This is a genomic window from Mycobacterium sp. THU-M104 (genome assembly GCF_049197365.1).
GTDB lineage: Bacteria > Actinomycetota > Actinomycetes > Mycobacteriales > Mycobacteriaceae > Mycobacterium.
Map to the genome: position 1 here is coordinate 1 of NZ_JBMIOP010000104.1, position 12,977 is coordinate 12,977.

Here is a 12,977-nt window from a genome sequence, read left to right on the forward strand (position 1 = left end):
TGCCGGGCGGCGCGATGGCGATCACCAGTGAGGTGGAGATGGGCTCGGGTCTGTCGTCCTCGGCGGCGCTGGAATGCGCGGTGCTGGGCGCGATCGCTTCGGCGGCGGGTCTGCGCATCGAGCCCCTCGAGCGGGCCCGGCTGTCTCAGCGCGCCGAAAATGACTACGTCGGCGCCCCCACCGGTTTGCTCGATCAGCTGGCCTCGCTGTGCGGTGCGCCGGCGGCGGCGCTGCTGGTCGACTTCCGCGACCTCACCGTCGCACCCGTGGCCTTCGACCCCGACGCGGCGGGTGTCGCGCTGCTGGTGATCGACTCGCGGGCCCGGCACCGGCATGCCGGCGGAGACTACGCGGCGCGGCGCGCGTCGTGCCAGCGCGCGGCCGCCGACCTCGGGGTGCCGACGCTGCGCGACGCCCAGGAACGCGGGCCTGCGACGGTGGCCGCGGTAGCCGACCCGATCGACGCGCGCCGTGCCCGGCATGTGCTGACCGAGAACCTTCGGGTGCTCGATTGCGTTGCCGCGCTTGGCGAGTCCGACTTCGCCGAGGCGGGTCGGATATTCACCGCGTCGCACGTGTCCATGCGCGACGATTTCGGGATCACCACCGGCCACATCGACCTGATCGCCGACTCCGCAGTGCGCGCGGGCGCCCTGGGGGCGCGGATGACCGGTGGCGGATTCGGCGGGTGTGTGATCGCGTTGGTGCCGACCGGGCTGGTGCAAGCGGTTTCCGACGCGGTGCGACGGGACGTGCGTGCCGCGGGGTTCGGTGAGCCGGTGATCGCCCGTACCCGCGCGGCCGCGGGCGCCGGGCCCGGTTAGGTGAGTGCCGCCGGCTTGCCGAAACGGCCACGCGACACCGCCGCCGTGGGGTAAGGAACAGCTATGCGGTCACGAAGCGCCTTCACCGCGCTGGTGGTGGTGACGGCGGTGTTCCTGACGTTCGTCGCAGCGGCACCGCCCACCGCCTACGAGGGCGAGCCCAAGCTCGTCACCAATCCCGCCGACTACGTCGACACCCTGATCGGCACGGGCACCGGTGGCGAGACAGTCGGCGAGATCAACAACTTCCCCGGCCCGGCGGTGCCGTTCGGCATGGTGCAGTACTCACCGGACACCGTCGGCAACTACGCCGGCTACAACTACGACAACCCGCGTTCCACCGGGTTCAGCATGACCCACGCCTCGGTCGGCTGCGCCGCCTTCGGCGACATCTCGATGCTGCCGACCACCACCGCGCTCGGCTCGCAGCCGTGGAACGCCTGGGAGACGATCGCCCACGACGACACCGAGGTGGGCGAGCCGGGCTATTACCGGGTGCGGTTCCCCGACACCGGGGTGAGCGCCGAACTGACCGCCACCACCCGCACCGGTGTGGCCCGGGTCCACTACCCCGACGACGGCCGGCCCGCCTTGTTCCACGTGCGCTCCGGTGCGTCGCTGGCCGGCAACTCCCGCGCGACCATCCAGATCGGCGAGGACAACACCACGATCACGGGCTGGGCGACCAGCGGCGGATTCTGCGGCAAACCCAACACCTACACGGTGTATTTCGCGATGAAATTCAACCGGCCCTTCACCTCCCACGGCACCTGGGACGGCTACTGGATCTATGCCGGCGCCCGCGACGCGGCCTCGCCCTACAGCGGGGGATACGTGGAGTTCCCGTCCGGCTCCCAGGTCGAGGTGCGCACCGCGATCTCCTACGTCAGCATCGACGGCGCCCGGGCGAATCTGGACGCCGAGAACGTGGACGGCTTCGACGGCACCCGCGCCGCCGCCTCGGCGCAATGGAATGCCACCCTGTCCCGAATCGCGGTGGCCGGCAGGGACACCGGAACACTGAAGACCTTCTACGCCGCGCTCTACCATTCGCTGCTGCATCCCAACACCTTCAACGACGCCGACGGACGCTACCTGGGCTTCGACGGCGCCATCCATACCGTGCCCGACGGGCACACCCAGTACGCGAACTTCTCCGACTGGGACACCTACCGCTGCCTGGCGGCCCTGCAGGCGCTGCTTTTCCCGCAGCAGGCCGGCGACATGGCCCAATCGCTGGTCAACGACGCCACCCAGAGCGGCGCGCTGCCCCGCTGGGCGCTGGCCAATTCCGCGACCGGGGAGATGACCGGGGACAGTGTCGTGCCGCTCATCGCGAACTTCTACGCCTACGGCGGTGCGAACTTCGACCGACGAACGGCGTTGCGCTACATGGTCGAGGCGGCGACCACCGGGGGAGTCGGGCTCAACGGCTACGTGGAACGGCCGGGCATCGCCACCTACCAGGCATTGCGCTACGCGCCGTTCAGCCTGGAATTCCGCACCGGGGGCCGCATCGCCGACGCCTCGATCACGCTGGAATGGTCGATCGACGACTTCGCCATCTCCCGATTCGCGGGCGCGCTCGGAGACACCGCAACCGCGGCCGAATTCGGACGCCGGGCGCAGTACTGGCAGAACCTGTTCAATCCCAGCACCCGCTACATCTCGCCCCGCAGCACGATGGGATTCTTCGGCTCCGGACCGGGATTCATCGACTCCGAGGGCTTCGGCCAGGACGGGTACGACGAGGGCAACGCCGAACAGTATGTCTGGTCGGTGCCACACAACATCGCCGGGCTGGTGACCGCCCTGGGTGGGCGGAACCGGGTGGCCGGCCGGCTCGACCGGTTCACCACGAAGCTCAACGAGGGTCCCAACGAGCCGTATCTGTGGGCCGGTAACGAGCCGAGCTTCGGCGTTCCGTGGCTGTACAACTACGTTGGCCAGCCGTGGAAGACCCAGCTCACGGTCGACCGGGTGCGTGGGCTGTACGGGCCGACGCCCGACGGTGAGCCGGGCAACGACGATCTCGGCGCGCTGTCCAGCTGGTACGTGTGGGCCGCACTCGGACTGTATCCGGGCATCCCGGCGGTGCCGGTCCTCAGCGTGTCAGCGCCGCTGTTCGACCGGGCCGTGATCGGGCTACCCGGAGGCAGGTCCATTCGGATGAGCGCCCCGGGCGCCTCCGGGCCCGGCCACCTGAGGTATGTCAGCGGCCTGAGGGTGGACGGCCGGCCCACCGAGCACACCTTTCTTCCGGAATCGATCGTCCGCACCGGTGGTGAGCTGAGTTTCTCGCTCGCCAAATATCCCGACAGGCACTGGGGCACCACCGAATCCAGCGCCGGACCGTCATTCGGAACGGGCGCTTCGGCGGTGACCGTCAACATCCCGCGGCCGGTTGTCAGGATCGCCCCCGGCGGGACAGGCACGGTGAAAGTCGACCTGCAGCGCATGACCGACGGCCCCGGCGACTACACCGTCACCGGGGTCTCGCCCGAGCCGGGGATCGCACCGTCACGGTCGTTCGGGGAGTTCGGCCAAGACGGTGCGGCCACCGCCGGCGTCGCGATCACCCTGACACCGTCGGTGCCCGAGGACTACTACCCGGTCTTTCTCACCACCACGGTCGGGCGCAGCGTCCGCAAATCGGTGGTGCTGGTGGTGGCGAGCGCCGCCGAATAGCTATGCGGCCCATCGGGAACCGGGCGTCAGATCAGTTGGTGTTTCGTCAGCCAGCGCATCACCGGCCAGCCGGCGAACACCGGCAGCCAGCAGGTGAGCACCCGATACAGCAGCACCGACGGCACGCCGATGGCCGCGGGCACACCGAATGCGGCCAGCCCACCGATCAGGGCGGCCTCGACGGCCCCGACGCCGCCGGGTGTGGGGGCGGCGGAGGCCAGCGTTCCACCGACCATCGTCACCACGGTGACACTGACAAGGGACGCGCCGCCGCCGAAGGCTTCGATGCTGGTCCACAGCGCCAATGCGGCCCCCAGTGTCGTTCCGGCACAGCCGAGTACGATCAAACTCAGCCGTTTGGGTTCGCGGGCGACTTCGATGAGGTCGCCGCTCAGCTCCTGCAACTTCGGGCGCACGTCGGTGGCCAGCCAGCGCCGCAGCGTCGGCACGAACAGGAACGTGCCCGCGATGCCCAGCGCCACGCCTGCGATCAGGTACAGCACGGTGGCGGTCGGGACGAAGTGGGAAAGGTCCGTCGACGCGCCGGCCAGGGTGCTGAACAAGATCAGCAGCACCAGGTGCATGATCACCTGCACCGATTGTTGCAGCGCCACGGCCGTGGTGGCTCGCACCGCCGACAGCCCTGCGCCCTTCTGCAAGTACCGTGTGCTCAGCGCCAGTCCGCCGACGCCGGCGGGCGTGGTGGTCGCGGCGAACGTGTTGGCCACCTGCGCGATCGAGAGCCTCCAGAAGTTCACCGATTCGTCGGCGCTGGCCCACAACGCGGCCGCCGCACCCACGTAGGTCGCCGCCGATATCAGCAGCCCCAGCAGGGCCCACCACCAGTTCGCGGTCCACAGCTCGGAGAAAAACGTCGGCACGGTGCTGATGAAGGGATAGGCGACATAGACGAGCGCGCCGAACAGAACCAGCTGGATCAGCTGGCCGCGGGTGAACCGGGTGATGGTTTCCGGTTGGATCTGGTCGGCGCCCGTTTGCCGCTTCACCTCGCTGCGGGCGCCGGAGATGAGGGCGCCGGAGTTCGGCAGCGACTTCCGGAGCCTTGTGGGCACAGCGATTTTCGTGAGCCGGCGCGAGGCAGTCAGGACGGCGTCCCTGCCGAACGCGTGGATCGCCGCGCCGACCGCGGGCCCCGCGCCGTACAGTCCCGTCGTCGTCACGAGCAGTTGGGCGAGGTCGGACTGGAACTGGGCGTCGGTGGCACCGAATTCGGCGACGCCGAAGCCGCCGAACAGCACCGCGCCGTCGTCGGCGGTGATCTCGTGGCCACGCAGGTCCCCGTGGGATATCTGGTGGTCGTGCAGCGTGCGCAGCGCCTCCCACACCCGGGCGACGGGGACCTCGTGGGCATACTCGTCGAGCGGCCCGCCGCGAACCGGAGTGTGGGCGTGCAGCATCCATCCCCGCGCCAACGGCGTCACGGCGATCGTGGAGGTGTTGGCGAGCCCCGCATCGCCGATGGCGATGGCCATCAGCGCGCGATGCTCCACGGCGCGGCGCATCGAGGCCACCAGGGGGGCGGTCTCGTCGTCGCGCAGGCGCACCTTTCGCCAGATCTGGCGTAGTGCCCCCCCGCTGCGTTGATGGGGCCCGTACAACTCCATCACCGCCGAGGCTGCCACCGCCGAGTCGGGATCGGACGACGCGGCCCGCAGCACCAGCGGCCCCGCGCCGGCCGGCCGGACCACGGTCAGCTGCGACACGAAGAACCCGCGGCCGGCCATCGCCCGGACTGCGCCGTCCAGCGGCACCTCGAGGGCCGGCGTGCCGACAACCAGGACCACCAGCGCACCGACCAGCCATCCCACTGCCAGCCCCAGCAGTGAGCGGGCCGGCACGATGGCACTGATGACCAGGTGGATCGGCACGAAGGCGAGCAGCAGCGCCCACCACCAGTGCCGCCAGCGCGCCGGCAGCCAGGGGCCCGACACGGTAAGGACGGCCGCCAGCATCGCGATCCACCGGGGGTCGTCGAGGAACTGGGCGGGCACCGTGGTGAGCCGGTCGGACAACTCGAAGTGCCAGCGGGGTGCCGCGATGTGGTTGCTGGTGATCGTCAACAGGACGATGGAGGCCATCCCGGCGCCCGCATAGGCGCCCAGCAGCTTCCACTGGCGCGAGACGATCAGGCCCATCAGGATCACGAACGGCAGCGCCACGATCGCCAACCCGTACACCAGGTAAACCGCGTCGGACTGCGCGGGTGACAACACGCCGACGATCTGCGAGACAGATCTCTCCAGCGAGACCCAGTCGGGCCGGGTGATCAGCGAACTGGTGATCACGGTGGCAAGGAACGCCGCGGCCAGAACCAGTCGCAGGATATCGTTGGTACGCCGGATCAGCGGTTGCAGCAAGCTGCCGGAAACGCCGATGTCGCACCCGTCGACTCGCATGCTCCCAGTGTCCCCTGAGGTCCTTCGGATCGGCGCCGCACGCGCGGCGGCCCGGCGTCACCCTAACCCGCGCCGCACAACGGCCGGCCGGGTAAGGACGCACCAGTGGTCTGGCCAGTTGACGTCTGTACAATGGGAAGCCACACTTGCCGCTCCGCGGGAACCGGGTCTTGATCGGATTCTCGTTGCCCGGCAAACGGATCGGGACGCAAAGCCGCGTGGCGGTCCGCACCGACACCTTTCTCGGACGCAAGAACATGCAGATCCAACCACGCGGCTCAGAACCGTTGCAGCCCAACGGCATCCTTCCATCGGGGCAGACCACCACGCCCTACCAGGCGCCGCCGGCGCTGGGGGGCACTCCGGATCACCCGGGGTCCGCCGTCGGGCCGGGATCGCCTTGCTCGTACGCGCCGCCGGCCGATGCGTTGCCGCGGCCCTGGAACCCGCTGCCCTGCATGGTGTCCGACCAAGACCCCCTCGGTACCGACGCGGGCGGCTTCCCCACGCCGCCCGACATCCAGGCGTCGCCGCCCCATCCGGGTGGGACGCCGCCCACACCGGGGATACCGAGTGCGGCGCGGCCCGGCGACACGCCGCCGGACGTCCCGGGCAGCGGCGTTCCCCTGGCGGCGCACGCGCCGCCGGGCGCACGGAGGGACCCGTTGACAGGCGGTGACAACCCATGAGCACTCGCCCGGGCCACGGCATCGATCCTGAACCCCAGTCTGGTGGCGTCGCGCACCATCCAGCTCTCACCGCCCTACACCGGCGGGCCGGTGCTCGAGGACGGAGCGGTGTCCCGATCGAGCGCACCCAGGTGCCCGTCGAGTGGGATCAGCTGCGCGATTCCCTCAACGGGATCCTGCGTCAACTCAGCCCGACGGCGCGGCAGCCGAAAGGTCCGTTCGGTGAGGTCGTCGACAAGGCGGCTGACAATCTGGCCGGAAAAGGCAAGCAGGTCAACGACACCCTGAACAACCTGTCGCAGGCGCTGACCGCGCTGAACGAGGGCCGGGGCGACTTCGTCGCGATCACGCGAAGCCTGGCGCAGTTCGTCAGCGCGCTGCACCAGAACGACCGACAGTTCGTCGCACTCAACGCCGACCTCGCCGAGTTCACCGGCTGGTTCACCAAATCCGACCGTGACGTGGCCGACACCGTCGGACACATCGACGACGTTTCGGCAGCCGCGCGGAAATTTCTGAGCGACAACAGATCCGTGCTGAGCCACGATGTCGGCAACCTCGCCGACGTGACGACCGCGATCCTCGGCCTCCGAGCCGCGCGACGGCCTTGAAACCGCGCTGCATGTGCTGCCCACCTTCGCGGGCAACTTCAACAACCTCTGCCACCAGCTGAGCAGCTCGCTGGTGGGCCTGTTCGCTTTTCCGAACTTCGCCAACCCACTGCAGTTCGTCTGCAGTGCCATCCAGGCGGGCCGCCGGCTGGGCTGCCAGGACTCGGCCGAGCTGTGCGCGCAGTATCTGGCCCCGGTGCTGGACGCCGTCAAGTTCAACTACTTTCCCGCCGGCGCGAACCTCTTCAACTCGCCGGCCACCTTGCCCAAGAAGGTGGCGTATTCCGAGGAGCGGCTGCGCCCCCGCCGGGCGAATGTGGTTCGCGGAGGGCGTAATTACCCGTGCGCGGACGTGCCCGGCAAGCGCGTCGCGACCCCACGACAGTGCCGCAGCTCCACACCCTACGCGCCGATGGGTACCAATCCGTGGTACGGAGATCCCGATCAGATCCTCACCTGCCCCGCGCCGGGCGCGCGTTGCGACCAGCCGGTGAAGCCGGGCAGGATGATTCCGGCTCCGTCGGTCGACAACGGCCTCAACCCGCTGCCCTCGGACCGGCTGCCCGGCACGCCCCCGCCACTCAGCGATACGCCGCAGCGGCCGGGGTTGGGGACCGTCGAGTGCAACGGCCAACAGCCCAACCCGTGTGTCTACACTCCCACCGCGGTCCCGCCCGCGTTGTACGACGTGCGCAGCGGCAAGGCCGTCGGTCCTGACGGTGTGGTTTATTCCGTGGACAACTCGAGTCATGTCGGGGATGACGGGTGGAAGGAAATGCTCGGGCGCACGTTCTGAGCGCGATCAGCGGTCGTCGTCCACCGCGGTGATGATGTCCCGAAACTTTTCCGGGTGTCTCAAAAACGGGGTGATGATGTCGACCGGCAGCGGGAAGACCACTGTCGAGTTCTGATCTGCGCCCAGCTCGAGAAGTGTCTGCAGATAGCGCAATTGCAGTGAAGCCGGGTTTTTCGACAAGGTCTCGGCGGCTGCCCGCAGCTCCTCGGACGCTTGGAGTTCGCCGTGGGCGTTGATGACTTTGGCTCGGCGTTCCCGTTCGGCTTCGGCCTCGCGGGCCATCGCGCGCTGCATCGACTCGGGTATCTCGACGTCTTTGATCTCGACCACGCGCACCTGGATACCCCATGGCTCGGTTTGCTTTTCGATGATCGTGCGCAGGTCACTGTTGAGGTCTTCGCGGTGGGCCAGCAACGTGTCCAGGTCAGCGCGCCCCAGCAGCGAACGCAGCGTCGTCTGAGCGATCTGGGAAGTCGCGACCGCATAATTCTCCACCTCCAGGATCGCTTTGAGCGGATCCATCACCTGGAACATGACGACCGCGTTGACCCGGGCCGGCACGTTGTCGCGGGTGATCACCTCCTGCGGCGGGATGGTCAGTGTCACAAGGCGTTGATCGACCCGTATCATCTTGTCCAGTAATGGAATCAGGACGCACAGGCCTGGAAGATACAGCGGGCGCACGTGACCCATGCGGAACACCACTCCGCGTTCGTATTCGCGCAGCACGGCCAGCGACAGCAGCGCAAGTCCAGCCAACACGACGATACCGGCGGCGAGCAGACCGATCACCAGTCCGGTCACGATGTTTTGTCCTCCTTGTCTTCCCAACCGCCCCAACGGGTCGAATATCGGTCGACGGCGGCGGCCACCTGATCCTCCATTGCCGTGCGGTGCGGCAGGTGGTCGGGCGCGTTGGAAGGGGTGTTCCACAGGTGACGGGCCAGCGGCAGCCCCAGCAGCACCACGATCAGCACGGTGCCCACCAAGACCAGCGCGTCACTGACCGAATGGCTGGCGATCAAGGTCGCCAGCGGCAGCACCACTCCGAACGCGGCCACACAGCACGCGATCCCCCGGTGGAATCGCCCCGCATCCGAATGTGGCCACGGGTCGATCTCGCGGCTGATCTCGCGGCCGTGATCCGATGTCGTGCAGCGGGACTTGACGGGGCAGCTGTTGCATACTATCGGCTGCGCCCGATACCGCATGACCCTGTGGTGCGGATCGAACGAGCTCGGCCACAGCCAGTGGTCCTGGGGGCATACCCAGGCGTCGTGGTCGGGCCGATAGGCGAATCGTCCCGTGCGCCAGCGGGCCGCGCGCTCCGAGGCCCGCCGCGCCATCGCGTCGAAACTCCACCCGATGGCCACCAGAGCCAGTGAATACCCGGCGATCAGCCATACCGAGGTAGCCGGCTGAGCCACCGATCAATCCTTCACGGGCACGATGTCGCTGGTCTGCGACTCGGTGTAGAGCGGGTGATCGGGCAGCTCCTGAACCGTCGAACCGGAGCGGAAGTTGCGCAGCGCAGTCCAGGCTATCCAGACAAATGGCAACACACCGCCGAGGATGAAGATCAGATCACCGGGCATTCGGAGCCATTCGATCACCGCGTTGCCGGGCCTGGTGATGTAACCCAGCGACCGCGCCTCGAAGTAGCCGTCGCTGACCGAGTGGTAGAGCTGCAGCACACCCAGCGGCAACAGGGTGACGAACACCATCCAGGCCAAGCCGATGTTGAGGCACCAGAACGAAAGTCGCGCCCATTTCTCCGGCCATTTGTCGGCCGGGATCACGTAGCGGAATGCGAACATCGCCAGGCCGACGGCCAGCATGCCGTACACGCCCATCATCGCGCCGTGCGCGTGGTTGGCCGTCAGCGCGGTGCCGATCTCGTAGTAGGACACGATCGGCAGGTTGATCAGGAATCCGAAGATGCCCGCGCCCAGGAAGTTCCAGAAACCGACGGCAACGAGGAACATGACCGCCCAGCGATGTGGGAAGGGTGCGGCGTCGCCGGATTGCTGGCGCGCGCCCAGCTGCAAGAAAGCCCAGGCCTCCACGGTCAGGAAGGTCAACGGGATGACCTCGGCGGCGGAGAAGAACGCTCCCAGCGCCATGTGTTCCACCGGGGTGCCCGAGAAGTACAGGTGGTGCATGGTGCCGATGACGCCGCCGGCGGAATACAGGATCACATCGAGGAAGATCACGCCCAGCGCTATCCGTTCGCGCACCACACCCAGCAGCACGAACATGTAGGCCACCATCACGGTGGTGAACAGTTCGAGGAAGTCCTCGACCCACAGGTGCACCACCCAGAACCGCCAGAATTCGGCGACGGTGTAGTGGGTGTCGCTGCCGGCCAGTAGCCCGACGGTGTAGAAGGCCGGGATCGCCAGGCCGGAGAAGAAGAGCAGCCACGGCATGTTCATCTTCGGCTCGCCTTTGAGCCTGGCGCGCATTCCGCGCCAGATGATGGCGATCCACACGAACATGCCGACGATCAGCAGGATCTGCCAGAGCCGCGGCAGGTCGAGATACTCCCACTGCTGGGAGAACAGCGAGCCGTGCGGGATCACTCCGTAGATGGACAGTGCCTCACAGATCAGGGAGCCGAACACCACCAGTGCCACCGCGCCCAGCAGCACGTAGGCCAGAACACCTTGGCGGCGCGGCTCGCGGCGGGCGATGAAGGGCACCAGGAAGATGCCGCCCGCCAGAAACGCCGCCGCGGTCCAGAACAGCGACAACTGCACATGCCAGGTGCGGGCCAGGTTGTAGGGCAGCACCCGGGCCAGATCCAGGCCGAAGAACGTCGACAAGTCCGCCCGGTAGTGCTCGGCGGCCGCTCCCAGCAATGTCTGCGCCAAGAACAGCACCGACACGATCGCGAAGAACCAGATGGTGGCCCGCTGCGCCGGCGTCAGGCTCACCTCGCCGGGTTGCCGGAACGACAGCGTGGACGCCTCGGCGCTGTGCCAGCCCACTTTTTGGCTCCAGCGCCCGTAGACCGCGAACATGATCCCGATGCCGCCCAGCAACGCGATCAGTGACAGCACCGACCACACGATCACCGGTGCCGTCGGACCGTTGTCCACGCGCGGCTCGGCCGGCCAGTTGTTGGTGTAGCTGTACTTGTGGCCCGGGCGCTCGGCCGCGGCTGCCCACGCCGTCCACGCGAAAAACGCTGTCAGGTCGCGGATCTGCGCCTTGTCGGTGATCATCTGCGGCAATAGTCCGTATTTGGTGGACTTCTCCCCGAAATAGGCTGCGTAATAGTTTCGGATGTGGCCGAATGCGGCCGCCTGTCGGGCGGTCAACACCAGTGTCTTGGTGGCCGGGTTGTAGCGGTTGGTCCGGAATTCGGTGACCACCCGGTCCCGGGGATCTTTCGCTCCCCGCGCGCGCAGTTGATCAGCGACGTCGTCGGTGGCCCGCCGAAGGTATTCGGCGGTGTAATCGGGTCCGAGGTAGGCGCCGTGGCCGAGCACCGACCCGTACTCCATCAGTCCGCGGGCCTGGTAGATCTCCTGGCCCCGGGTGATGTCGGCACCGGTGAACAACAGTTGGCCAGATTCGCTGACGACCTTGTCCGGCAGCGGCATGGACGCCGAGTAGGTGCGGTAGGCCAGAATGCCCATCACCAGAAAGCCGAAGATCATGACCAGGGCGACGCCCTGAATCCATCCTCTCCCGACCAACGGCTGCGGCGATGACTGATCGGTCGGTGATGACGGTGTCGACTGTGCTGCCATGGCGATGACTTCTTTCGCGAGGGGTGGTCTATCGGCAGGTATGCGGAACGCGACGACGCCACAATACGCGGCGTCGCATCTAATGAGAACCACCAGTGGCTGTCCGGGCGTCGATATCGCTGCCTCAACAGGGTTTCAGGCCGTGGTGACAAACGTTTCGGCATAGATCTGTCCGCGCGGCACACCGGCCGCGGTGAGCACGGCGTAGGCGGCCTCGATCATGGGCGGCGGTCCGCACACGTAGACGTCGGGACTTTCGCCGAGCATTTGCACCTCGGCCGCAGCGAGATCGACAGGATTGCCGGTGGTGCCCGGCCATCGGGGATCTGGGTGCCAGACCACGGTGTCGGCCCGAAAGCCGGGCATCGCGTCGGCGAGTTCGCGGAGTTCGTCTTGGGCGAAGACTTCGGTGTGGTGGGTCAGACCGAAGAACAGACGGGTGTGCTGGGGGTCGCCCCACTCGGCCATTCGGCGCAGCATCGACAGTATCGGCGATATTCCGGTGCCTCCGGCGAGGAACCAGCGGGGCCGAAGTCCGTTCTCGGTCAGCGTGAATGACCCTTGCGGACCGGAGACGGTGAGCACATCGCCCACTGCTGCTTTCTGCGTGAGATAGGTCGACATCAGCCCGCCGGGCAACAGCCGAATATAGAAGTCCAGCTCGCCGTCCCAGTTGGCGACGTTGGCCGGCGAGTAGGCGCGCCGGGCGTCGCAGCCCGGGACGGTGAGTCGCACGAACTGGCCTGAGTCGAAATCCGCCGACGATGAACCGTCGGGTCCGGCCGACAGCACGACTTTCACGTGCATCACGGCGTTGCCGACCCGTTCCAGGCCGGTGATCCGGGCCTCATGCTGTGTCGGCGGTGCGAGCACGATCTCGTCCCGGTCGTAGGGCAGATCGATCCTGCAGTCGCCACGGGGGAAGCTGCGGCACAACAGGATCCCGTTCTCGCTCTCGGGGACTTCGAGGACACCCGGGTCGTGTGTACCCATGTCCACCTGCCCGTCGGCGAGCACGGCCGAACATGCCCCACACCCGCCGGTGCGGCAGGTTGACTTCAATACCAGCCCCGCTGCCTCGGCGGCGGTGAGAACCGTGGTCTGCGAATCGCAGCGAAAAGGCGACTCTTCACCATCTGTGGTCACCAAAACAACTTTGTGGCCGGACAATCCGGTGTCAACCGTCGTGGCCAT

Annotated in this window: 8 protein-coding genes and 2 pseudogenes; 5 read left to right on the top strand and 5 right to left on the bottom strand. The window is 67.5% G+C overall.

Features of this window, described 5'->3' with window-relative positions:
- Together ACOJVU_RS09420 and ACOJVU_RS09425 are read left to right on the top strand one after the other, a co-directional pair.
- Positions 1-824 (top strand): galactokinase (locus ACOJVU_RS09420; RefSeq protein ID WP_421529529.1); only part of this gene is annotated, 824 nt, incomplete at its 5' end.
- A 63-nt stretch (positions 825-887) separates the two neighbouring features.
- Entirely contained in the window at positions 888-3,512 is a 2,625-nt protein-coding gene (locus ACOJVU_RS09425) for a GH92 family glycosyl hydrolase (RefSeq protein WP_421529530.1), read from the top strand.
- 26 nt (positions 3,513-3,538) lie between these two features.
- Here ACOJVU_RS09425 and ACOJVU_RS09430 read toward each other — a convergent pair whose 3' ends face one another.
- Positions 3,539-5,929 (bottom strand): lysylphosphatidylglycerol synthase domain-containing protein, encoded by a 2,391-nt coding sequence (locus ACOJVU_RS09430; protein WP_421529531.1) that lies wholly within the window; start codon positions 5,927-5,929, stop codon positions 3,539-3,541.
- Positions 5,930-6,222: 293 nt separating this feature from the next.
- Here ACOJVU_RS09430 and ACOJVU_RS09435 point away from each other — a divergent pair.
- From ACOJVU_RS09435 to ACOJVU_RS09445, 3 genes and pseudogenes are all read left to right on the top strand, one after another.
- Positions 6,223-6,597 (top strand): annotated as a pseudogene (locus ACOJVU_RS09435) (mammalian cell entry protein); the annotation flags it as partial.
- 17 nt (positions 6,598-6,614) lie between these two features.
- The gene (locus ACOJVU_RS09440) at positions 6,615-7,229 is read left to right on the top strand and encodes an MCE family protein (RefSeq protein WP_421529532.1); all 615 of its coding nucleotides are present in this window, start codon (positions 6,615-6,617) and stop codon (positions 7,227-7,229) included.
- 250 nt (positions 7,230-7,479) lie between these two features.
- Positions 7,480-8,025, top strand: a pseudogene (locus ACOJVU_RS09445) (MCE family protein); the annotation flags it as partial.
- A gap of 6 nt (positions 8,026-8,031) precedes the next feature.
- On the opposite strand, the gene ACOJVU_RS09450 reads toward ACOJVU_RS09445, so the two are convergent.
- From ACOJVU_RS09450 to ACOJVU_RS09465, 4 genes are all read right to left on the bottom strand, one after another.
- The gene (locus ACOJVU_RS09450) at positions 8,032-8,829 is read right to left on the bottom strand and encodes a slipin family protein (protein ID WP_421529533.1); all 798 of its coding nucleotides are present in this window, start codon (positions 8,827-8,829) and stop codon (positions 8,032-8,034) included.
- Complete coding sequence (locus ACOJVU_RS09455; protein WP_421529534.1) at positions 8,826-9,452, bottom strand: hypothetical protein; 627 nt, start codon at positions 9,450-9,452, stop codon at positions 8,826-8,828. The genes ACOJVU_RS09450 and ACOJVU_RS09455 overlap by 4 nt, the downstream gene beginning before the upstream one ends.
- A 3-nt stretch (positions 9,453-9,455) precedes the next feature.
- Entirely contained in the window at positions 9,456-11,783 is a 2,328-nt protein-coding gene (locus tag ACOJVU_RS09460) for a nitric-oxide reductase large subunit (protein WP_421529535.1), read from the bottom strand.
- 135 nt (positions 11,784-11,918) lie between these two features.
- Positions 11,919-12,929, bottom strand: a complete 1,011-nt coding sequence (locus ACOJVU_RS09465) for an FAD-binding oxidoreductase (protein ID WP_421529536.1) — start codon at positions 12,927-12,929, stop codon at positions 11,919-11,921.
- Positions 12,930-12,977: the final 48 nt, after the last annotated feature.